13 protein-coding genes are annotated in these 21,754 nt (G+C 66.0%); 8 read left to right on the top strand and 5 right to left on the bottom strand.

Features of this window, described 5'->3' with window-relative positions; genetic code table 11:
- Positions 1-15: 15 nt before the first annotated feature.
- Complete coding sequence (locus ACIHAO_RS19485) at positions 16-1,020, bottom strand: DUF5937 family protein (protein ID WP_396559660.1); 1,005 nt, start codon at positions 1,018-1,020, stop codon at positions 16-18.
- 522 nt (positions 1,021-1,542) lie between these two features.
- Here ACIHAO_RS19485 and ACIHAO_RS19480 point away from each other — a divergent pair.
- From ACIHAO_RS19480 to eccCb, 3 genes are all read left to right on the top strand, one after another.
- Positions 1,543-2,427 (top strand): hypothetical protein, encoded by an 885-nt coding sequence (locus tag ACIHAO_RS19480; RefSeq protein WP_396559658.1) that lies wholly within the window; start codon positions 1,543-1,545, stop codon positions 2,425-2,427.
- Complete coding sequence (locus ACIHAO_RS19475) at positions 2,424-3,647, top strand: hypothetical protein (protein WP_396559656.1); 1,224 nt, start codon at positions 2,424-2,426, stop codon at positions 3,645-3,647. Before ACIHAO_RS19480 ends, ACIHAO_RS19475 begins: the two co-directional genes overlap by 4 nt.
- Positions 3,648-4,359: 712 nt before the next feature.
- Positions 4,360-8,079, top strand: a complete 3,720-nt coding sequence (gene eccCb / locus ACIHAO_RS19470; protein WP_396559654.1) for a type VII secretion protein EccCb — start codon at positions 4,360-4,362, stop codon at positions 8,077-8,079.
- A 589-nt stretch (positions 8,080-8,668) separates the two neighbouring features.
- Here eccCb and ACIHAO_RS19465 read toward each other — a convergent pair.
- On the bottom strand, positions 8,669-11,605 hold the full coding sequence (locus ACIHAO_RS19465) for an RICIN domain-containing protein (protein WP_396559652.1): 2,937 nt from the start codon (positions 11,603-11,605) through the stop codon (positions 8,669-8,671).
- A 572-nt stretch (positions 11,606-12,177) separates the two neighbouring features.
- Positions 12,178-12,444: a hypothetical protein gene (locus ACIHAO_RS19460; RefSeq protein ID WP_396559650.1), complete on the bottom strand. Its 267-nt coding sequence runs from the start codon at positions 12,442-12,444 to the stop codon at positions 12,178-12,180.
- Between the two features lie 6 nt (positions 12,445-12,450).
- Between ACIHAO_RS19460 and ACIHAO_RS19455 the strand changes: the two genes are divergently transcribed.
- The 5 genes from ACIHAO_RS19455 to ACIHAO_RS19435 all read left to right on the top strand — a co-directional run bounded on the left by ACIHAO_RS19455 (position 12,451) and on the right by ACIHAO_RS19435 (position 19,662).
- Entirely contained in the window at positions 12,451-13,038 is a 588-nt protein-coding gene (locus ACIHAO_RS19455; RefSeq protein WP_396559648.1) for a hypothetical protein, read from the top strand.
- Between the two features lie 154 nt (positions 13,039-13,192).
- The gene (locus tag ACIHAO_RS19450) at positions 13,193-17,488 is read left to right on the top strand and encodes a DNA/RNA non-specific endonuclease (protein ID WP_396559646.1); all 4,296 of its coding nucleotides are present in this window, start codon (positions 13,193-13,195) and stop codon (positions 17,486-17,488) included.
- A 49-nt stretch (positions 17,489-17,537) separates the two neighbouring features.
- Positions 17,538-18,095: an SMI1/KNR4 family protein gene (locus ACIHAO_RS19445; RefSeq protein WP_396559644.1), complete on the top strand. Its 558-nt coding sequence runs from the start codon at positions 17,538-17,540 to the stop codon at positions 18,093-18,095.
- Positions 18,096-18,508: 413 nt separating this feature from the next.
- On the top strand, positions 18,509-19,063 hold the full coding sequence (locus tag ACIHAO_RS19440) for an SMI1/KNR4 family protein (protein WP_396559642.1): 555 nt from the start codon (positions 18,509-18,511) through the stop codon (positions 19,061-19,063).
- 86 nt (positions 19,064-19,149) lie between these two features.
- Positions 19,150-19,662, top strand: coding sequence for a hypothetical protein (locus ACIHAO_RS19435; RefSeq protein WP_396559640.1), 513 nt, complete (start codon positions 19,150-19,152; stop codon positions 19,660-19,662).
- Between the two features lie 350 nt (positions 19,663-20,012).
- Here the strand turns inward: ACIHAO_RS19435 and ACIHAO_RS19430 are convergent, their stop codons facing one another.
- Together ACIHAO_RS19430 and ACIHAO_RS19425 are read right to left on the bottom strand one after the other, a co-directional pair.
- Positions 20,013-20,342, bottom strand: coding sequence for a hypothetical protein (locus tag ACIHAO_RS19430; protein ID WP_396559638.1), 330 nt, complete (start codon positions 20,340-20,342; stop codon positions 20,013-20,015).
- Between the two features lie 388 nt (positions 20,343-20,730).
- Positions 20,731-21,198, bottom strand: a complete 468-nt coding sequence (locus ACIHAO_RS19425; protein WP_396559636.1) for a hypothetical protein — start codon at positions 21,196-21,198, stop codon at positions 20,731-20,733.
- Between the last annotated feature and the right edge of the window lie 556 nt (positions 21,199-21,754).

Raw genomic sequence — 21,754 nt, 5'->3', positions numbered from 1 at the left:
GGTCCACTGCAGAGGCTAGTTGCGGGTGCCGTGGAGGAGGATTACCGCTTGGGGCGTCTGTTGGTAGAGCACGTAGTGTCCGTCTCTGAATTTGCTGACGAGCCCTGCGCGATGTAGCGCTTTGAGGTGGTAGGAGACGGTGCCTGCGGTGTATCCGGTCCGGCGTGCGAGCTCCGTGGTCGATCGGGCGGTCTCGAGGTCCGCAAGCAAGGCCGCACGTGCGGAACCGATCACCTGCGCGACTACTCCCGGCTTATGGTCGCGGCCGGTGCCGATCCGGCGGGCGGGATAGTAGACGACCACCTCGCCGGGAACATCGACTTGAACGATGACGTCAGGCCAGCTGAGTACGCTGGGCACGAGGACCAGCTCCCGGCCGGCGATGTCGAGTTCACCGTCCCACGGCTTGACAAGGGTGATTACGTCACCGGCCCAACCGATATCGGGGTGAAGTTCTCCCAGCGCCCTGCCGACACCGTGGCCGACAACGGACTTCGCACGATGTGAGATGTCCTGGTCGATGATCGAACTAAGTTCGGGCCAGCCGTCGGACATCGCGACTCGCCAGAACTGGGCCAGGCCGTTGGCCAGCCGTCGCTGCAGCCGTCCGGACTCCGCGAGTCGACGGCTCCCGGTCGACAGCGGCCTGCTCCAGTGGGTCTGGGTGTAGGTGAACAGCTGGCTTTCGAGATCTTCCTGTGTAGTCGCTTCGATCCGCGCGATCTGCTCGTCGATCAAGTCGCGGCGGCGGGTGCCCGCTCCAGGTTGCGGAGTGAGTAGGTCAGGCAGGTAGGTGTCACCGTCCTGGGGCAGCAGGTCGACGAGCAGCGCGACGTCCCGATGGCCGAGTGACGCGCGAGCGAGTGATCCAGGATCTCCGAAAACGGGATGCCTTCCCGAGGTGGCGGTGAGCTTCAGCCATGCCATGCACTCTGACGCCGGCGACGGCGACCAACGCGTCCTGGACACCGTCTCGGTGTCGACCCGCAGCGTGAACACCCCGCCGACGATAGCAGCCACACAGTGGATTTGAACTGGCTCAAATGCTTTTCGGTTACAGGTTCTCGCCTGATTAGATACTCGGGACACGAAAGAGGCGTTCATGCGTAGCTTGGAAGCCTTTCGGATCGTCCCGCCCAAGCAAAACCGGGACCTAATATTGTGCAGGACTCGTCGCCATGCGGGATTACGTGTATACCAAACGAGAGAGTTTGGGCAATTTGGCGTGCCAGGCGGTAGTGCGACTTGCTTGTCAGGTAGGGCCCGGATTCTGCGCTGTTCGAGTGAACTGGGCTGGAATAGTGCAACCCAGTGAGGAGATCCGGCGTGCTGACCACGGAACTGAACCTAGCCCAACTTTCTGGAGGGAACTCGAGTGAATTCTGCACGAATCGCCGCACGCGGTGCCGAGTCCGGTGCACGCCTGGGCAAACATGTTCGCTGGACGTGCTCGTGAGGGCGCGCTGGGCAGTCGCATCCGCGATCGCGTTGGGGGCCGGTCTTCTCTCCGTGCCGACGTCTTCAGCGACACCGGTCACCGACATGAGCACGGCAGCCATCGGAGATCAGAGAGCGAGCACCCATTCCCACGACCTGACCGGTGATGGCATCCCCGACCTGCTGTCCCGGCAACCAGGCGTGAACGGTGGCTCGTTGTGGGTGTACCCAGGCTCCGGAAAACTGCAGGAGATGGCCACGTTCACGGCCAGGACAGAGGTCAGGAGGGACTTCAACGGCTACAACTGGGTTGGGGTCGCCGAGATGACCGGTGAGACCGAGGAGTATGAGACCGTCTCCGCACAACCGGCCGACCTCGTGGCCCGCCGGGCCACGGACGGCGCGTTGTTCGTGTTCCCGCACAGCGGGAAGCTCAACGGCTTGAGCACGTTCGGTAGCCCGGTGCAGATTGGTAGGGGCTGGAACAGCCAGGGGTGGATCACGCTCGCGGACGTGACGGCCGACGGCTTCGACGACGTGGTCACCATCGACGGCCAGGACATCAGGTGGGTATACCCGCACAAAGGTACGTTCGACGGCCAGAGCACCCTCAAGGCCCGGGTCAAGCTCGGTGTCGGCCGGTCGTTGTGGGAGCTGAGACCCAGCTGGAGCCGGGAGAACCCAGACTCGGCGGCCGCATCCGTGGCCACTGGCGATTTGTACGCCTGTCCGCACACGAACACCTTCGACGGTGAGGCCACCTACAAGGGGAACTGCAAGACAGTGGCCCCTGTCAACACCTTCGCCCAGCCGACGACCTCGTGGATCTCGTTGATCGACGCGGATGGTGACGGCAACGAAGACGTGCTGAAACGAGAACCGGACGGGGATCTGTTTCTCTACCGGTTCAACGGCTGGAACAGCAATCCCATGTTGGCGGCGCCAGTGCAGGTCGGCCGCGGCTGGAACAGCATGGATCTGATCACGTGAGGGCGACGATGAAGACACTGAAACTGTCCGGTGTGCTCACCCTGGTCGCCGCCCTGCTCGTCACCCCGCAGGCTGTCACAGCCGCCGAACCCCAGCCTCAGCCGGTCCTGCAGGCCGAGACGACGGCCACTGTGGAATCCCGCGTCGACGACGCGCTGAAACCGGTCGACGACGTCACGTTCGACGAGTGCACCGCGAACCACCAGGAGACCGAGACGTTCTGGTTCAAGAACAGATTCAACATATGCCGAACTCAGCTGCTTGAACTCAGATACCAGAAGCTCGTGAACGGGGCGGTGGTGCATGTAGGCAGTAGTTTTTTCCGTGAGACGGTCATCGGCGTTGCCCAGGACAAGCGGAGTGAGATCAAGTTCGGTTACAGCCTGAAGTACATTCGGGGCGAGCGGGAGGAGCTTTTCGACAACCCGTTCTCGGTCGTACTTGAGTGCGGCAACGATGACCAGGAGCGCACAAGTACGTGCGACTATTTCCAGGTACCGGTGGACCGCTCCGTTGGCGCGTGGCGCGCGGCGGGCGGTGAGCCGATCTGGTGGACCGCCACGATGGCGACCACGACAGTGCCGAGCAACACGGATGACGACAAGAAGTGGCAGAACGAACTCCGCGGCTTCTTCTGGTTTGACTTCTACAGATCACTCAGCAGCCCGATCCCACCTCCGGGCACATCCCGCACTCCCAAGGGGAGGTTCCGTTGCGACTCCGCGTCGTACGCGACCCGCGGCAGCCGCTGCGTCTTCACCGGGGTAGTGCCCACGATGGTGTTCGAACTCAATAGTCCCACCTACGGCGAGTCGTCTCAGTTGATCAAAGACGCGCAGGAGGACATCACGAAGACCGCACCTGGGAAAGACCCCACGTTGAAAGTTCCCGGGAAGTTCAAAGAATCAACGCTGTCGTACCTCTACTCCGGGTACGACGTCGAGAGAAAGAAGGACGGATCGAGACGCAAGGTACGACGGGCCTGTGTGGACGCGTGGGGGGCGAAGTACACCATCAAGGATGGCGTGAAGATGCAGTGTGACGAGTACCCTTTCGCGAGCACGTATCAGAACGCAGCGCTGGCGAAGCAGAAGCCGTTCACCTTCGGGGTGCGCCGGATCACGGCCAGCCACAACATCGCGGGCGGCAACCTGATCGGTGACTGGTACGGCCGCGAGCACATGCTCGACGGCGACCCGTTTTACGTCGTCGTCCGGTAGCGAATAATCTGGTGCGGTGGTGGCCTCGTCACCCCGCACCAGATCTCACGCGATGTAGACGGTCACGTCGGCGTAGTTAGACATAAGCGCCTTGTCGCGCACGTTGACGACCGAGCCGATCTCCTCACGTAACGGCCCGCCCACCGAGCGCGATACCGACGCTGGCAGGGGACAAGTATCGCGAGAATGGAGCCATCGTGCGGTGGTGCTCCGACGTCGCACCGCAGTGTGAGGCCACGCAGCGGAGCGCTCTGATGGACAAACCCACAGCGCCCTGCCACATCAGCCTGGCCAGCTGAACAAACTGCGTTCAGAACGGCGCGTCGCGCCAGTTCACCTCCACCGGCTCGTTCCGGCCGCGAACGCGTTCAAGGTGTCCGCGGCCAGCGCGCAGTCCCACCTCGCAGGCGTCCTCCTGTTTCTGTCGCGCAGCACACGGAGAGCGCGGACCTGCCCGCTGGACCGGCGGCCATCACCAAGGCCCCTCGCAAGGCGCGCCGTACGCCTGCCTGCCCGCTGCGCCCGGCCGTTCCAGCTGGCGAAAGCGACCGCCACGGCTGCGACAAGCTTCGTACGTGAACGAGGTGTTCGCTCGGGCGGCGCAGCCTGCGATCTAGCTTCGCACCATCACGGGCTCCGGGCACACCGGTTTCGGTGGGGGTTGATCGCTAGCAGCACCGTTACTCGCCCGACGACGATATCGTTTGGTCTCATGTTGCCTGGACCAGAGCTGCCGGTCGAGAGTGTGCCGTCGCCGCGGCCAGTGCTGCCGCCGATCTCGCCATGGAAGATCGTTATCGGGGCAGCTGTGGTGGTGGTGCTGATCACCGGGGCGGTGATTGCCTTGTGGTGGGCAGCCACTCGCGGCCTTACCGGTTCAGCCCTGGTCACCGCGAGACTGGACGCGTTGAAGGTCGGACTGAGCCTCGGCGTCGGCAGTGGCGGTGTGTTCGCCCTCTACCTCGCCTGGCGACGGCAGCGTGCCACCGAAGCAGAGCTGGACAACCGTGAACGTACACTCCTGCACCAGCTGCAAGTTGCTGTCGATGCCAACTCTGACGCGACCGAACGGCGTGTCACCGAGTTGTACACCAAGGCGGTCGAGCAGCTTGGCGCGGACAAGGCCGCAGTACGGCTGGGCGGGCTGTACGCCCTGGAGAGGTTAGCCCAGGACAACCCCAAACACCGGCAGACTGTGTTCAACGTGCTCTGCGCGTACTTGCGCATGCCCTACCGGCTTCCTGGCGTGCCACCCGCTGATGACGACGACCAGCATCGGCGCGACGATCACCGTGAGCGTGTGCAGGAGCGCGAGGTTCGGCTTGCCGCCCAACGTATCCTCGCCCAGCACCTCACCCCGCAGGACACCGACCGATTCTGGGATGGCATCGCCCTCGACCTTACCGGTGCCAATCTCATCGACATCGACTTCCAGGCATGCCGGATCAGCGTGGCTAGGTTCGACGGGGCGACCTTCACCGGCGTCGCCCGGTTCGACGGGGTGACCTTCACCGGCTTTGTCTCGTTCGACAGAGCGGTCTTCACCGGCGACGCCCATTTCGACGGAGCGACCGCTGATGGCACGGCGTCGTTCAACAAAGTCATCTTCACTGGCGACGCCCATTTCGACGGAGCGGCTTTCGCCGGCGACCCCACGTTCGATGGGGCCACTGGCCTGAGGGGCGACGTTCCAATGGTTGCCGGACTTGGCCTTGCCGAGCTGCTGGATCTGGGCGATCCGTACGAGTTCAACCCAGCTGATGGCTGGGCTCCCCGGCCGCGTCGGGATCGACTGCGCGTCAGGTTCGGTGTGCAGCCTGACGGAACTCCGGTCGAGCTCGATCTCAAGGAATCGACCGAGGACGGCATGGGACCGCACGGCCTGCTGATCGGGGCCGCCGACTCCGGCAAGTCAGAGCTGCTTCGCACGCTCGTGCTGGCGCTGGCGGCCACGCACTCGCCGAGCTCGCTGAACTTCGCGCTGGTGGACTTCACGGGCGCGGCCACCTTCGCTCGGTTGGACAAGCTGCCGCACACCAGTGCGGTGATCACGAATCTGGCCGAGGAACTACACTTGATCGACCGGATGACCGACGCGATCAATGGCGAGCTCGTTCGACGCCAGGAATTGCTACGCGCGGCCGGGGCCTTCTCCTCTTTGTCGGACTACAAGAAGGCGCGTGCCGCGGGTGCTCCGCTGCCCGAGGTGCCAACGCTACTGGTGATCTGCGACGAGTTCGCCGAACTTCTGTCCGCGAGGCCCGATTTCATCGACACGTTCGTACAAATCGGACGCGTCGGCCGGTCACTCGGCGTGCACCTCCTGCTCGCCTCGCAGCGGCTCGAGGAGGGCGGGCTACGCGGCTTGGAAGACCATCTGTCATACCGGATCGGGCTACGCACGTTCTCCGAGATGGAAAGTCGGGCCGTGCTCGGCGCGACGGATGCCTTCAGGCTGCCGAGGACGCCGGGGCACGGTTTCCTCAAAGTCGGCACGGACCCAATGGATCGCTTCCGTGCCGCCTACGTTTCCGGGGTGTACAGGCGCAACGTCGTCGCCGGGCCGGCCACCCCCTCTGGGCGGTCGCCTGCTCTGCATGAAGACACGACCGCTTACCTCGCCACAGAGTCCGGCGTTGACAAGGGGAAGGCTGCGCCCGAGGCGGGTCCGGACGCAGCCGTCGGCGAAACTCTCCTGGATATCCTGGTCAACCGGTTGGAGGGCCAAGGCGCGCCCGCCCACCAGGTGTGGCTGCGGCCGCTGTCCGACCCACCGACGCTGGACGAGCTGTTGCCCGACCTGATCACCGACCCGAGGCGTGGGCTGACCACAGGTTCGCCCGATCTGTCCGGGGCGCTGCAGCCGCTGCTCGGCATAGTGGACCGGCCGTTCGAACAACGACGCGACCCACTGACGCTGGACCTGGCCGGCGCGGCCGGGCACGTACTAGTGCTCGGCGCCCCGCAGACCGGCAAGAGCACCACCCTTTGCACCCTGATCACTAGTCTCGCACTCACCCACACCCCCCGCGAGACGCAGTTCTACTGCCTGGACTTCGGCGGTGGCACCCTCGCCTCCATCGCCGGGCTGCCGCACGTCGGCGGAGTGTGCGGAAGGCGGGACACCGGGGCGGTCCGCCGCACTGTCGCTGAGATCGCCGCGGTGCTGGCGCAGCGGGAGCGGTTGTTCCCCGAACACCGGCTAGGCGGGATCGCCACCTATCGGAGACTGCGCGAAGAGGGACGGTTCGCAGACCAGCCGCACGGGGACGTCTTCCTGGTGGTCGACGGCTGGCAGACCCTACGCGACGACTTTCCGGAGCTCGAGGAGACGGTCGGCGACATCGCCGCCCGCGGCTTGCGCTACGGCGTGCACGTAGTAGCTAGCTGTGCCCGCTCATTCGACCTGCGGATCAACATCAGGGAACTGTTCGCCAGCAGACTCGAGCTGAAGATTGGCGACCCGATCGACTCAATCATCGACCGGCGCGCCGCGATGAGCGTGCCCGCAGACGCCCCGGGGCGCGGGATTTCGCCGAACGGGTACCAGATGCTGATGGCCTTGCCCCGCATCGACGGGGTGCCGGAAGCCAGCAACCTCGCCGACGGGCTCACTGCACTTGTCGCGGAGGCCAAGGCGCGCTGGCCGGGCCAACTTGTGCCTTCCGTGCGGCGGCTGCCCGAAGTCATCCACCACGAGGAACTGCCCACCACCGACGAGCTGTCCGGGGACGACGCCGGGCTCGCGGTCGGCATCCACGAACGGGACCTGTCCCCGCTGCGGCTGAACTTCGCCGCCGACCCGCATTTTCTCGTGCTCGCCGACGCCCAGAGCGGCAAGACGGCGTTCCTGCGCGTGCTGGCCAAGCGGATCCAGCGCGCCTACCGGCCCGAAGAGGCCCGAATCATCGCGGTCGACTACCGCCGGGGACTGCTCGGCGAAGTCGACGACGAATATCTGCTCGGCTACGGCACCAGCGACAAGCACAGCGGCGGCCTGCTGGCCGAGGCGGTCGAAGCGCTACTCAAGCGGCTGCCCGGCCCGGACGTCACACCCAAGCAGCTCCGAGCCAGGAGCTGGTGGCAGGGGCCGGAGATCTTCGTGCTGGTGGACGACTACGACATGGTCGCCACCCACGAGGCGCACCCGCTGATGCCGTTGCTGCCGCTGGTCGTCTACGGCTCGGACATCGGCCTGCACGTGGTGCTGGCGAGGCGCACCGGTGGGGCCGCGCGCGGACTGTTCGAGCCGGTCCTCAGCAGGCTGCGCGAGGTCGGCACGCCCGGCTTGTTGATGTCCGGCGACCGGGACGAGGGCCCGCTGCTGGGTGGCATGCGCCCCCAGGTGCTGCCGCCCGGCAGGGGCTGGTTGATCGACCGACAGAGGCAGAGAGACCTCGTCCAACTCGCCTGGCAGCCACCGAACGAATAGCCAACACACAGCCGATTGCAGTCGTTATCGATTCGACGAAAGCACGGTCGTCTATGAGGAGTCGCCGACTGGTGAGCTCGCGTAACTCAACTGTCGCGTATTCCCCGTTGCAGTCACCGGGAGTGATCGCCGAGTGCGTAGCGGGCCCACGTGCGCTGTCGACCTCGGCGAGCAGTTCAGCTCGGTTTCCGCTCGCTCTGGGCATCTCGCACGCGGTGTGGTCACGCTGACCGCCGCACGAGCCGGCTTGACTGGCGACGCCCGCAGCTCCCGACGTCGGTCAAGCCATCACGATGGCCACGTCCACCGACTCGTTCCCATCCTGCCGAGGGGACGGGCCAAAGACGGCCTTGATCGGCTGGGGTCGGATTCGGCAAGCCCCCTGTGATCCGACCACGTCAATGGCGACCACGCGCAGATCTATGCGGCCAGGCAGGCTCCTGTGCGGCTGGGCCGTCGAGGACCTGGACGGCTAGTCATCGTCCGTATAAGGGAGTCATGACCGAGCGCGGGATCTACCACTACAGCCTCTCGCCGGCTTAGCGATCCGGGTGCTGGCTCCACCGCCGTGGAGCCAGCACCCGGGGTGTTATGGCGTGGTGCTGATCTGGATGGTGCTCCAGCGTTGGTTGGGGTTGCCGAGGTCGGCCCACTGGCCTACGAGTGTCGCGTTGGCGGTGCCGTTACCGAGGGCTTCGATGATCTTGGCGGAGTAGACACTGCGGAGGGCGAGTGTGCCGTTGGCCGCTGTGGTGAATTCCCATTGCTGGTTAACACCGTTGTGGCAGGTGTATTGGGTGATCGGTGTTCCGTTGTTGTAGTTGGTGGGCAGGTCGAGGCATTTGCCGGAGTTCTGGTTCTTGAGGTTGTACTTGTTGTCGCCGAGTGGGGTGAGTTTCCAGACCTGTTTGGTGCCGGCGACGCAGTCCCAGAGTTCGGTGCCCGCGCTGTCGCGTAGTGCGTCCTGGCCGACGCCGGCGACCTGGATGCACCGTCCACCGTTGGCGTTCTTGAGCTCGATCGAACCGGGGGTCATGGTGACGGTCTTGTAGTCGATGGTGCTGCCGCTTTCGTTGCTCCAGTCGATGCGCCCGTTCTGGAAGACGTTGCGGCGTCCCTTGGGCAGGGGGAGTTCGTCGGTGGTGGGGTAGCCAAGGTAGGACTTCTCGGCTCCGAGGGCGTTCCATCGGGCGCGGATGTTGCCGTAGATGGCGTGGGCGCCGGTGGCGGGGTGCCAGTAGATGGCGGTGCCGTTGCTGAAGTTGACATACTTGCCGACTCCGTCGGAGGCGGTGAGCACTTCGGAGCTGGGCAGACCGAGGATGCCGGTCTCGTAGCCGAGTTCGGCGTATTTTTTGTAGATCTCGCCGTGGACGGCCAGGACGCCGTTGGCCTGGGTGCGGTAGAGCGCGCCGGTGGAGAAGCGCTGGCGCGGGACGCTCGGGACGCCCGCGTCGGCGAGCGCCGCGGCGCGTTCGTTCTCAATGGGGTGTCCCAGGAGCCCCGTTTCGTAGCCGAGAGCTTTGTGACGGGTGTGGAAGTCGCCGGTGACAGTTAGACCGCCGACGTTGGGCATCCAGTAGACCGATCCGCCGGTAAACCGGTTGTAGTAGCCGGTGCCGTTACCGAAGCCGGTCTCGTCGGTGGTGGGGTAGCCCAATGGTCCGGTCAGGCCGCCGGCTTGGCTCCAGGTGACGCCGATCCCACCGTGCACCTCGTGGACACCGCTGGCCGGGCTCCAGAGGATATAGAGAGTGTCCTCGCCCCCCAAAGCATAGAGGAACTCGAGCTCCTGGCCCTGGCCATCTTTGGTCGTGGTCTGGCTGGTCATGATGCCGGGGATGGCGTTGGGGCCGCCCATGGCGAGGAGTTTGTCGAGTATCGGCCCGTTGTAGACGGCGCTGATCCTGTAGGACTCGTAAACTCCGCTGCCACTGCGGGTGCGATAGAGGCGGCCTTTCTCATAGGGGCGATAGCCGAGGTGGTTGGCGTCCAACACGGGGTCACCCAGTGGCTTGCCAAGCTTGTCCCGAAGTTCCGGACGTTCGGAGAGCGCCACGTCAAAGGGGGTGGGGGGTAGCGGGGTGTCGACGTCTAAGTAGTCGTCCCGCGAGCCGTCTACGTGCAGGGAGTGGTTCGGTGCCGCTTTGGACTTGAAGACAGGTGTCGTGGGGTCCAGGCACCAGGTCGCTGCGGTTTTGAACTCGGGTGTGCCATCGGTGGGGGACACGGTGAGGTGGTCCGACGACGGGGGGGAGGTGTCGCTGTTCCAGCGGATGTAGTTGTTGGGACGGGTGACCGGCTGGATCGAGTAGCAGGTCGGGTCGCTGAGCCCGGGTTCGATCTTCCAGACCACTTCCGGGTGGTTGCCCGGCTGCCAGTGGGTGAGGGTTACCCGGCCGCCGCCGCTGTCGGTCAGATACATGTCACCGTTCAGCCAGGTCATCGTGCGCAGGGACTGGGTCAGGTGCCGAGACTGGCCCTCGCGGAGGAACCGTTCTCTGTCGGTCGGTGAGCCTGCCAGGGCGGTGTCGGCGGCGGTGACGAGTGCGGGATGAACTCGGCTCTTGGCGGCGCGGGTGCGGATCTCGGTGATCTGGCGGACGTATTCCTCGTCGCGTTTGCGGAGTGCGTTGTCGATGTCGCGCAGGTGCGCTTCCTTCGCGCCGCGGTCGATGAAGGCTTTCCAGTCGGCGGGGTTGCGGCTGCGGACGGCTGCTTCGGCGGCTCCGTGTACCTCGGTGTCACGAGGTGCGCGGCTCCAGATCTCGATGACGAAGTCTTGGTCGCTGAGGTTGACCAGGGCCTCGTCGCCGCGGATGCCGAGGGCGTGCCAGGCGGCGTTGGCCTTGGCCTCGCGGGCTCGCGCGGCTGCCTTTTCGGCCTCGGTCTTGGCCTCGTCTTCCTGGGTCAGGCGGTCGATGTCCTTGCTGTGCTCGTCGAAGACCCCGACAGTGAGGAAGGTCCACTGTGCTTCGGCGGTGCCGCGCAGCGCGGCCCGCGCCGCCTCTTTGACTGCGGTGTCCTTGTGGTTGTCGGCGTTGAGGTCGAGGTAGACGATGAACTCGTAGACCGACTTCCCGAGCACGGTGTTGTCGGCCGGAATGTCGAGCAGGGCGGCGGCTTTGGCTTTAGCGGTGCGTTCCTCGTCCTGCCGGGCGCGGCGCTCGGTCACGATGGTCTGGTCCTGGATGTTAGCTGCGGCCATGCCGGTCTTGATGAACGTGGTGCAGGCGTCGTCGCTCTCACCGAGTGCGGCGATGGCCGCCTCCTTGACCTTCTGGTGCTCTGGCTCGAGCGGCTTCCGCTTGTCCAGGTCGTCGGCCGCGTAGTACATGGCGGCGGTGAAGTTGCGGTCGGTGAGGATCAGCAGTTCCGGGCCGGCGACGATGCCGAGGATGGCCGCGGCCTTGGCTTTCTCCGCTTCCGTCGACTGAGCCGATGTGGCCCGCTGAACTGCGGCAGCCGTCGCAGACCTGCCCGGGGTACCTGTTGCTGGTGGCGCGGAGAGCAGGCTGACCGCCATGACAGCCGCGGCGACGACCGCGGCCGTCTTTCCCGTACGTGCTCTGGGCGGGCGGGATACCGCCGCCGATCTGGCCGAATGTCTCACAAGAATTCCCCCTCTTGATGGCATGATGATCAATCAAATGGCGTATTACCGCTCAGCGGGAACCGCTTTCCTGGAAGGCGGTTCGCGAACGCGAGCCTGTGAGAACTAGCGCCCTCAGATAAATTCGGTCAATAGTCTCGGGTAACCGAAATGCAGACGTGATCAACGTCCCGTAATTGTAGTGACGGGTATCACATTGGATGGGTTGGAGGTCTTGGCGGTGTGCCATAGTTTCCCGGCCGTGTGATCACGTGGCTACTGGGGGGAGTGGGCTTGTGGGGAAGTTTTCTGCCGCGTGCAGGGTGCTCGTGATTGGGTTGATAGTCACACTTTCCTTTGCTGGCACGGCTTCTGCTGCAGGTGGCCGTGTGGGGCAGGTGCGGGCCGCGGGGATCGAGCAGTCGCCGTGGTATCCGATGGTGCGCCAGATCGCCCTCTATCACGCCGAGACACCGGTTCGTGTCTCAGCCTGGCAGGCCATATGGTCAGACGAAGGGGAATCCGCACTCCAGCGATTCGTGCTTTCCGGATTCGGTGAAGCCAGGGAACGCGCCCAGCAGAATTCCGCCCGAAACCGCGATTTCGTCCAGCGTGTACTGGCGACATATTCCGTCGAGTACTCGCCGCGGGTACACGCTGCCGCGAAACAGGCCTCCCAGGGCAGTGACGCTGACCGGGACCGTTTCGTGCGGACCGGTTTCGCCGAAGCGAAAGCGCTCGACACCGCCGCCCGAGAATCCGACGAGCAGCATCGGCAGGTGATCGCTGCGGAGGAGCGGGACTTCGTCCGCCTGCTGAGCGTCTCCGATCCCGGTGAGCAGGTCCGGCTGGCCGCACAGCATGCCCTGCGCCCGGGAAGCACGGACACCGATGTGCGGGAGTTCTTCGCCACCGGGTGGATGGCCGCGGCCGCCCTGGATGTGGAGATCTTCCGGCTCCGCACGCAGGACGCGGGGATCCAGTACCACGCGGTGATCCCACGGCTGGTGGCCGATGCCGAGGCGGCCGAGCTTGAGGCCCGCAACGCGGGGGAGGCCGCGGCGGAGCAGGCCCGTCTGGTCGCCGCCCGGGCCTGGGCCACCACGCGGGAGAAGGCCGAGGAAGCCCGGCAGGCGTGGGAGGCCGAGCGGCAGCTCTGCCTGGAGCAGGCCCGGTACTGGCAGACGGTGAAAGACCGCGCGACCGCGGAAACCGACCCGGTCTGGGCGGCGATCGTGACGGGCGCGGAGAAACAGCGCGGCGGCTGGACGACGGAAACGACGTTCGCCGGCGACGAGGCCGGGCGGTGGGCGGGAGCCCGCGATCAGGCTCAGCAGGGCTATGACCGGATGACCACCCGCCCCTGACCCGGCAGGTGCGTTCCGCCTGGCCACGACCCGACCGTGAGCCAGGTGTTTCTGACACAGATCGTTCTTCGAGGGTGGGGTTGTTGTGCGAATGCCGAGACGGATGCGCCGCGCGAGACAAGGGATCCTGGCCCACCGGTGGTGCCGGCGAACCGTGGTGGTGACCCTCGCCGCCGCCCTGGTGGCCGGGGGAGCAGGACCGGGCAGCTCGGTCGCCGCCCTCTCCGCGCCAGGCGCCCGTCATAGCGAGTGGCAGCCGCCCGCCAGTCCCGCCGCGGCCAGCGAGCCAACGCCGCCCGCGTCCGGGCCGGAAGGTGATCCGGAACTGGAAGCAGTCCTGCGGCAGCTGCAGCTGGACTTGCTGGCCGACATCGCCGCGTTCGACGAGGACGAGGAAGTCCGCGCCGCCGCCCGGGCCACCCTGCGCAAGACCGAAGCCGGCGACGCGACCGCGATCCCCGCGTTCTTCGACCACGGCCAGCAGAACGCCAAAGCGGCGGCGAGGAAACGCAAAGCCGACGCCGACGCCAACAACCGTGCCCTCATCGAACCGCTCACCGGCACCGGCGGCCCCGTGTTCAACGCCGCTGTGGGCCGCGCGCTGGCCGGCAACGCCTACGACCGGGCCGACTTCCTGGCCTTCGGCCGCGACATCGCCGCCGAACAGGACCGCCGCGAGGGCGCCTATGACAAGGAACTGAAGAACCGGCGGCGGATGCACGTCCAGGTCGCCGCCGACCGCGGCACCCCCGAGGTGTCCGCGGCGGCGAAGGCGGCGCTCGCCGCCGGGGACGCCGCGATCGCGGAGTTCCTCAAGACGGGATACCTGACCGCGGCACAGCGTGATGCCGACGCGCGGGAGCAGTACCTGGCAGAGCTGGAACAGAAACGCAAAGACGCGGTCGCGGCATCGGATCTGGCGCAGCGGACCGCGCGGGCGATGCGCGCCCGGACCAACCTGCTCGCCGCGCACGCGGACGGGGTCAAAGCGCTCGAGCGCACCGCGAACGACATGACCTCCGCAGCGAACGTCTCCCGCGAGACCGCCAGGTTGCTGGCCTCGGATCAGGCCGGGCACACCTACCACCCGGAGCTGTATCAGCGCGCGAAAGCCGACGTCGCCCGCGAGGCCGGCCGCGCCGTCACCGACGCCCGGGCCGCGCAGTCCGCGGCCGCGGGTGCGAAGACCCAGGTCGACATCCTGCTGCAGAACGGGATGCCGCACGGCGCGCAGTGGGCGAAGGTCGTGGAAGGCATGGCCGCCGCCGCGGATGCGGCGAAACGCGCCGCCGAGACCGCCGCCCACGCCGTCGACGCGATCTCCGCCGACGCGGCGGCCACCGACGCCGCCGAGAAGGCCAAAGCGCACGAGGAGAACGCCCGGCAGTGGCGGCTCAACGCCGAATCCCACGCCGCCGCGGCCGCCCAGCTCGCACAGGCCGCCAAAGATCAGGCCACCGCGGCCGCCGAGGCCTCCGAGCTGGCGCGCCAGGCCCGGGTCGACGCCGAAACCGCGCTCCGCAACGCCCGCGTTCACGCCGCGAACGTCAAACAAGCCCGTGTGGACGCCGAACGCGAACGCGACGTCGCCGCCGCGAAACGACAAGAGGCCGAGCACTGGCGCCAGCAGGCCGCCGCGAAACGACAGGAAGCCGAAGCAAAGCAACTCCAGGCCGCCCAGCACCGCGACGCCGCCCAACGCGACGCGGCCATCGCCCACCAGAAACGACTGGACGCCGAGGCCCAACAGCGGATCGCTGCGGGGAAACGCGGCGACGCCCAAGCCCAGGAACAGATCGCCGCCGACGCCTCCCGTGACGCCCGCGCCCAAGAAAAGGCCGCCCAGGACGCCAACACCAGCGCCCGCAACGAGGAAGCCAACGCGTTCCGGGCACGGGACGAGGCCGCGGCGATCGCCCAGTCCGCGGACACCGCGGACAAGAAGGCCACCGCCCTGGAAGGCCTGGCGCAGCGGATGCAGCAATCCACCGAGGTCGTGCAGGCGGACAAAGACAAGGCATGGGCCGCGGCTCACGCGGCGCGAACCGACGCCAACAAGGCCAAGGGCGCCGCACTGATCGCCCGTGGCCACGCCGACGACGCTCAAGCGGCGGCGGGCCGGGCCCGCGGCGCCGCGATCGAAGCCGACGCCGCCGCCGGACGGGCCCGCGCCCACGCCGACGCCGCGCAAGCCGCCGCCGCCGAGGCACGAGCCGCCGCCCGCGAAGCCGAAGTCGCCGCCGAGAAGGCCCGCACCGCCGCGAACGAGGCCCAGGCCGCCGCGGCCCGCGCCAACGAGGCCGCCACCCGCGCCGAACGAGAAGCCGCCGCCGTCCACGCCGAAGCACTGCGCGCCCGCGCTTCCGCCGAGGAAGCGACCGCGGCCGAGGCCCGCGCAGCGGAGAACGCGCGCAACGCCGCGAACCTCGCGCAGCAAGCCGCCGTGGAAGCAGCCATCACCCTGGACGCGGCCCACCGCACCCGGGATGAAGCGAACGCCGCCGGTGTCGAGGCAGCCACCGCCGCCACCCAAGCCGGCATCGCCGCCCGCGCCGCGACCGCGTCGGTACAGTCCGCGTCGGGCATCGCAGCGCCCGCCGATCAGGCCATTTCGATCGTCAGCCCCTTCACCGGCGCGGACATCGACGCCGACTTCATCATCGTGGTCGCCAACCGCGCCAAAGACGTCGGGGACACCCAAGTCAAGACCGCCCAGGCCGCCGCCGTGGACGCCGCCGCCCAAGCCCAGCGGGCAGCCGACGCCGCACGCAACGCTGCCGCCGACGTCGCCCCCGCCTACCAGGCAGCAGCCCAGGCAGCCAGCTCCGCCGCCGCTGCTGCCCGCTCCGCCGCGGCGGCACAGCAGTCAGCGGCCGACGCCGCCATCCACGGAGCCGCAGCCCGCAAGGCCGCGGCGGATGCCGCGGTCGTTGACGCCGGCGCCCAAGCCGATGCTCAAGCGGCCCGCGCGGCGGCGAACCAGGCAGCCGCTGACGCCGCCCTCGCCGGACGCCTCGCCGACCAGGCCGAAGCCGACGCCCGCGCGGCCCGGGCAGCCGCCGACTCCGCCACCCGCGCGGCGAACGAAGCGAGCGCCGCGGCCACCCGCGCGGAAAAGGACGCCGCAGCCGCCCAGCAAGCCGCCGCACAGGCTCAGGTTGACGCTGACGCGGCCCGTGCCTCGGCGAACCGGGCCGCGGAACACGCCCGAAACGCCGACGAGGCGGCCACCAACGCCGAGAACTACGCCAAAGACACCGAAGCCCGCGCCGGCAACGTGGCTGCCATCTCCAACGACATCCAGAAGCAACTCGCCGAGTTACAGGAACAGCTGAGACTGGAGAACGAACGACGGCAACGGGAGGAGGTCGAGCAAACGCTCGGCGATGACACGGACATTCCCGAGCTGACCGCGGAGGACATCGAGCTTCTGCGCGCCGAGCAGGGACAAGCCGGCGTCGACGAGTACAACCGCGCCCGCGCCGACGCGAACAAGCCGCTGCTGGACTTCATCGCCCAAGAAGGCGGGCAGATCATCCTCGACATCATCGGCTACAACGACGCCAAACGCTGCTTCACCGAAGGCGACTTCATCTCCTGCGTCATGACCGTCATCAACGCCCTGCCGATCCTCAAGATCGCCTCCGTGCTCAGCAAAATCCCCGACGCCGTCTCCGCCGTCGTCCGCATCGTCAAAGGCATCCGCACCTTCAAAGACCTCAAAGTCGCCGGGCGGCGGATCGCCAACAACCTGCGCGACGTCATCCGCCAACTCCGCAACTGCCGCGGCGCCACCACCCTCACCGCCGGCGCACCCGCCCACACTCAAGGCACGTGCAAAGTCCTCGATCGAGAAAAACGCATCAAGGCGGAGATGGACGAGCACAACAAGCAGCCGCAGGTCGCCCCGAGTCCCGGACGTCGCCTGACGCACGTCGCCAGCAAGACCGACCTCGATCAGTGCTTCCAGGGACGGATGCAGGCCAACATGCCCCAGAACTTCCCCATGGAACCCTTCACCTGGATGGGCACCCCCGCTCAACGAGCCACAGGCGGTATCGTGTGCGCAACACGCACCACCACGAACGACACCGCGCGCGCAACGCCTGTAGGGCATCCACTCGACGGCATGCTCAACGGCGTGAGGGTTGAGAAAGGCCATCTCATCGCAGCCCGGCTGCACGGCTCCAACTTGGTGGACAACATCGTCACCCAGTACCTCCGCGTGAATAAGTCAGACGTCAAGCTCATCGAGAACGCGGTGGCCAGAGTGCTCGACAGGAGCCCTGTTGGAGTATCCGTCCTGTACAAGGTGTGGGTGCAGTACCCCAGCCCCACAGCCGCTATGCCGCAATGGGTGTTCATCGACGCAGTAGGGTCCAACGGGTTCACCTGCTCCGCGGAAATCCAGAACGTCCCGAACGGAAACGCGACCAAGGTTCGATGCTAGAGTGGACGAAATCTGAATCCGGATATTCGCAACGGCTCCTGGAGGGGCGATGAATAACGAGCGCTACGCCTCGCTCGTAGGCAGCATTGCCCGCCTCGTCGATTGGCACGACGTGGCCAAGCCGAAGAAGTCTTGGTCCAGCGTCGAACGGGAGCTGGGAACAAGTCTCCCATCAGACTATAAAGAGTTGTTGACCCGGTTTCCTGGTGGTGTATTCCGCGGCGTCAACATCCACAGTCCTGTCGCCAACGAACAGGCATGGAACAACTTCAAAAACAATCTCGACCAAGAACTTCAAATCCTCGGGGACGAGGATCTCGAGTATCTCGAAAAAGTGACCTACCGGGTTTTCCCGGAGCCTGGTGGCCTGCTTCCCTGGGGAAGCGACGGCCAAGGTGGCACGTTCTGCTGGATCACCGAACCAGCCGATCCGGACCGCTGGCGGATCGCCTACTACAGTCAAGGCGCCGATGAATGGCGCGAGCATCCCGGCCCCGTTGCGCAGCTTCTTTATGAGATCTTGACGAACACGGGCGAAGACAACGTTCTCGGATGGGACTTCACCGAACTGCCCGTCGAGTTCGTTCCATCGTCCACTCACCACTAGAGACACCGTGGGCAACAGTGGCGCCACAAGCCTGGCCGAACACAGAGCCTTCGTCGCCAAGCTGGCAGCAGCCGGGATCGGCTGGTAGCCGTACCTGATCGAGAGGCACCTCCACAACAACGCGCACGCGTACCGGGTGGCAAGCCCAGCGGGCAGCAGAGGCGGCCCGCAACGCCGCCGCTGACGTCGCCCGTATCGCTATTCAGGCAGCTCGCTGCTGCTAGTTCGGCCGCTGCGACGCGGCAATCAGCGGCGGATGCTGGCTTCCATGGTGCAGCTGACCGCAAAGCTGCGGCAGCTCCAACGGCTTCGTCTGCTCCGCTGAAATCCAGGACACATTAGAGGAAACGCGACCAACTCGATGTTGACCGTCGCCAGCCACCCTAGCTACTTCGACCAACCCCGGAAAGTCGATGAGCCACTCCGAAATTTCGTCCCGCGTCGATGAGATCGCCGTCCTGCTGGGCTGGCAGCGGCAGTTCACTGTCGAGAAGTCCTGGGAAATCGTGGAGCAGAATCTGGGCATCGCGTTGCCGGCGGACTACAAGGAACTGCTTGCACGGTTCCCGGGCGGGGTGTTCAGGCGAATCGAGATCGACAGCCCAGTCGCGAACGAAAAGGCCTGGACGAAGTACAAGCGCGCCCTCGAAGAAATCCTCCAGATCCTCGGCGACGAGGATCTCGAATACCTCGACCAAGTCGACTACACCCTGTACCCCGAATTCGGGGGCCTGCTGCCGTGGGGATCCGACGGTCAAGGCGGAACCTTCTGCTGGATCACCGATTCCAGCGACCCCGACCTCTGGAGGATCGCCTACCACGACCAGGGTGCGGACCAATGGCGTGAACACGCTGGCCCGATCACCCAGCTGCTCTACGAAATCCTCACCAACACCGGGCAGGACAACCTGCTCCGTTGGGACTTCACGGACCTGCCCGTGGAGTACATCCCCTTTTCCAACCGCTAGCCCTTCACCGGCTGTCCGAGCGGGTGTAAGCGCGAGCCCCCTGCGGCCGCGGCGGTTAGGAACGTCTCGTGGCCGGAGGAGGCATCATGCCGGGGCAGGAACCTGTGGACATGCCGCGGACCGGCGATGTCGGTCACCGGCGCGCGACAGGTCGACGCAGGGTTCGGCGGCGAGGCGCGATGATGTCCGTTCCTGTGCTGGTGCTACTCGGTGCGCTGGGTGGAGTCGCGTTCATCCCGAAGGTGGCGAATCACTTCGGTTACGCCCTGCCGGGAGCGAAAGGTCTTCCGTACCGGATTCACTACAACGGCAGGGACTATCGCAGCGATGTGACCTGCGCAGGCGCGCGATGGTGCGAAGACGAGCGAACTCCTGAACAGCGAGTAAAACCGTACTGCGTCACTCAGACCGCGCTCGACCGTGCGCGTGGCAACAGCGGTACAGAGCTAGCGAAGGTCGATGACGTGTTCACCCTGTTCGGGCCTGCGCGCTCAGTCTTCACAGCTGGAGCCCTACCGCCGGGAGAGACAGTGACAACGGTCATCGTCGAGGCCTCCGTTGACTGCTATCTGACCTACGCCCTGATGGGTGGTCCTTAACGATCGGTGTCGGAGACGGTGAAGGAGCTTGGAATGTCTGTGACTGGCCCGCTTGCGGTGAATGCTATCGGCGCACTTGTTTGGGGGGCGCGGCCGCAACTCATGACGTTGACTGGGGCGTCGTCGAGCGGCACCTGGGGACCACGCTGCCTGGTGACTACAAGAAACCTATGGTCAGGTTCCCGTCGGGGATGCTCCGTAGCGTGATCAGATTCGTGAGCGCAGTGCAATCCAAAACCACCTGCGGTCGTTCAGCGAGTTCGACCAGGCTCTGACCAACGTGGGGACAGCCTGGGAATACGACACCTACCTCCCGCTTCCGGAGTCGCCCCTGGTTCGTGTTGAGCCTGTTAAAGGCGATCGGCGGGCAACCGGCCGGAGACGTCGATCAGGAAGTCGGCCTCTGCAAGGAGTGTCTCCCGGGTCAGCGGCCGATGCCCGCCGGTGCGAAGGGTCGCCCGCTCCAGATATATGGGCCACTGGGCGAGGCGTGTTTCCGTTCGCAGCCAGTCGCGCACGTCCTGGGTGAGCAGCTCCGCGGCCCGCTCGCGGTCGGCCGCGCGGACCTTCACTGCCCTGTCGAAGTCCCGGTCGAACGTCTTCACCTGCTCGAACTCCCGCATGACGCGGGTCGGGAACGCGCCGTGGGCGGACACGAACAGTGGGGCCGACTCCGGCATCCGCAGCTGGACCGAATGGAATGCCCGCTGTGTGCTGTCCCCGCCCGGCTGGTGCCGGACATCTCCGTAGCGAAGCCCGCCATCCAGTGCCAGCGCTCCCGCCGTCCGCTCACTTTGGACGCGACGATCAGCACAACGGCGAGGAGCCCGGCCCCGACCACGAGCATGAGGATCGCGCCGATCACCGTCGCTGTCGGCGAATCGGCATCGAGCGCCGAGACCATCCCGAACACCTTCCGTCGCCGTTCAGAAATCCAGGTCGTTCTTGGTCTCTTGATCGGACTGCACCTGGCCTCGGTCACCGTGGTCCGCGGCCTTCTTGCCGTCCTTGGCGTAGCCCGATCACCTTGCCGCCGGCGTCGAGGATCGCCCGGCCGCGCTTGTCCTGTCAGTCCCCGGTCGTCGAACCGGTCAGGCCCTTGACGACGCCGTCTTTCGCCGCTTTGCCCACGTCCCTGAGCATCTCGCCGCGCAGGGTCGCGTCGACGTCCACGGCGTCCTTCGTCGCGTTGAATACCGGACGAGGTGTGTCGAGCCGCTTGCCCAGCATGCCCTTCCCGCCCATCAGCGCGTCGACGTAACCCTTGCCTGACTCGGTGTTCGTCATCCGGTCGGCGAACCGGTCGGTTGCCCGGTTGCCGTCGGTCAGGAACTTGCCCATCTTGCTGCCGGCGAGTTTGGCCTGCATCTTGCGCAGCCAGGCCAGCACGTCGGACAGGAGCTTCCGGAGCCGGATGACGTACCCGGTCGTCTTCGTGGCCGTGGCCGCGAGCTTCGGTGGCGTCGCGGCACCGGCGGCGGCCGTGGAGGCGCCGCACGTGGGGACGGCCGCGGCGATCTCCGGTGGCTCCGACATACCTTGGAATATTCACGGTTCGTCTCGCACGTACACACTGTGCCCTCCTGGAAACTAGTCTGCATGGGTAGATGCACGTGCAGAACCACTCCTGCGCATCCCGTCCTCAATCCATGATCGCGACAACGGTGCCATCAAGACCCGCTCGAGTTGCCTATACCGTGAACCTGGAGGCCTGATCGCAACTAAAAGTAGCTTTTCATGCGACGTTCACTCGAACGAGTTATGAACCATATTCATGTCCGGAGACTGTATCTAGTGTGGTCGTCGCGCACCTTTGCGCATTGCGCAAAATCGGTTCTATAAATGATCTTGCTCCGTATGAATCAAAAGATCAGGAGGTGTCATCATGTCGCCAGAGGCAGCTCGAGCTGATTCTGGTGCCGATTCGCTTCCTCTCGATATAGAACGGCGCGACCCCCTCCGACAAGGGAGTCGCGCCTGTGTTGCCAGCCCAACAGCTAGTGAACGAAGGAATTGACAACATGCCGATGTTAGAGGCTGTCCCGCCGTCTAAGCCAGGCGAGAGGGACGGAGACCCGGCACGGCCGCTGAA

This window comes from Amycolatopsis sp. NPDC052450 (genome assembly GCF_044547565.1).
GTDB lineage: Bacteria > Actinomycetota > Actinomycetes > Mycobacteriales > Pseudonocardiaceae > Amycolatopsis.
Note: the sequence above shows the minus strand (reverse complement) of the source record. Positions and strands in the feature narration are given on the sequence as shown.

Coding starts and splice junctions, on each gene's coding strand:
- ACIHAO_RS19435 (WP_396559640.1), top strand. CDS start 19,150: ATGCCGGGGCAGGAACCTGTGGACATGCCGCGGACCGGCGATGTCGGT.
- eccCb (WP_396559654.1), top strand. CDS start 4,360: ATGTTGCCTGGACCAGAGCTGCCGGTCGAGAGTGTGCCGTCGCCGCGG.
- ACIHAO_RS19480 (WP_396559658.1), top strand. CDS start 1,543: ATGAGCACGGCAGCCATCGGAGATCAGAGAGCGAGCACCCATTCCCAC.
- ACIHAO_RS19440 (WP_396559642.1), top strand. CDS start 18,509: ATGAGCCACTCCGAAATTTCGTCCCGCGTCGATGAGATCGCCGTCCTG.
- ACIHAO_RS19425 (WP_396559636.1), bottom strand. CDS start 21,198: ATGTCGGAGCCACCGGAGATCGCCGCGGCCGTCCCCACGTGCGGCGCC.
- ACIHAO_RS19460 (WP_396559650.1), bottom strand. CDS start 12,444: ATGCTGCTCGTCGGATTCTCGGGCGGCGGTGTCGAGCGCTTTCGCTTC.
- ACIHAO_RS19445 (WP_396559644.1), top strand. CDS start 17,538: ATGAATAACGAGCGCTACGCCTCGCTCGTAGGCAGCATTGCCCGCCTC.
- ACIHAO_RS19465 (WP_396559652.1), bottom strand. CDS start 11,605: ATGGCGGTCAGCCTGCTCTCCGCGCCACCAGCAACAGGTACCCCGGGC.
- ACIHAO_RS19430 (WP_396559638.1), bottom strand. CDS start 20,342: ATGCCGGAGTCGGCCCCACTGTTCGTGTCCGCCCACGGCGCGTTCCCG.